The organism is Aliivibrio logei (assembly GCF_001691055.1).
Taxonomy (GTDB): domain Bacteria; phylum Pseudomonadota; class Gammaproteobacteria; order Enterobacterales; family Vibrionaceae; genus Aliivibrio; species Aliivibrio salmonicida.
Genome location: NZ_MAJU01000057.1, coordinates 1 through 349, shown reverse-complemented (window position 1 = coordinate 349; position 349 = coordinate 1). Strand labels below are relative to the sequence as shown.

Sequence of the window (349 nt, the reverse complement as noted above, 5' to 3'; positions counted from 1 at the left end):
TCATGGTCACCACATCGTTTTCACCGATGTCGCCACTTGTCGCCGTACCGGTTACCACGATGGTTTGTCCACTTTCAGCCGCATTAATCACATCATCTTCAGTGATATTCGACACTGTTACGGTACCTTCTGTTGCGTCAAGGTCAACCGTATGGGTTGATGTTATTGTGCTGTTTACTTCATTACCCGCACCGTCCGTTGACGCCACGCTTACTTCAAACTCGGTGTCATTGGCTAGATCATTGCCCGCCACGTTCACACTCCAGTTGCCATTCGCATCAACCGTGGTTTCGTAATCAGTGCCATTGATGGTCATGATTACCACATCGTTTTCACTGATGTCGCCACC

1 protein-coding gene is annotated in these 349 nt (G+C 49.0%); it reads right to left on the bottom strand.

The genetic code is table 11. The features are described 5' to 3' along the window. A partial coding sequence (locus A6E04_RS20770; protein WP_139078919.1) for an Ig-like domain-containing protein occupies positions 1 to 349 on the bottom strand: 349 nt, incomplete at both ends.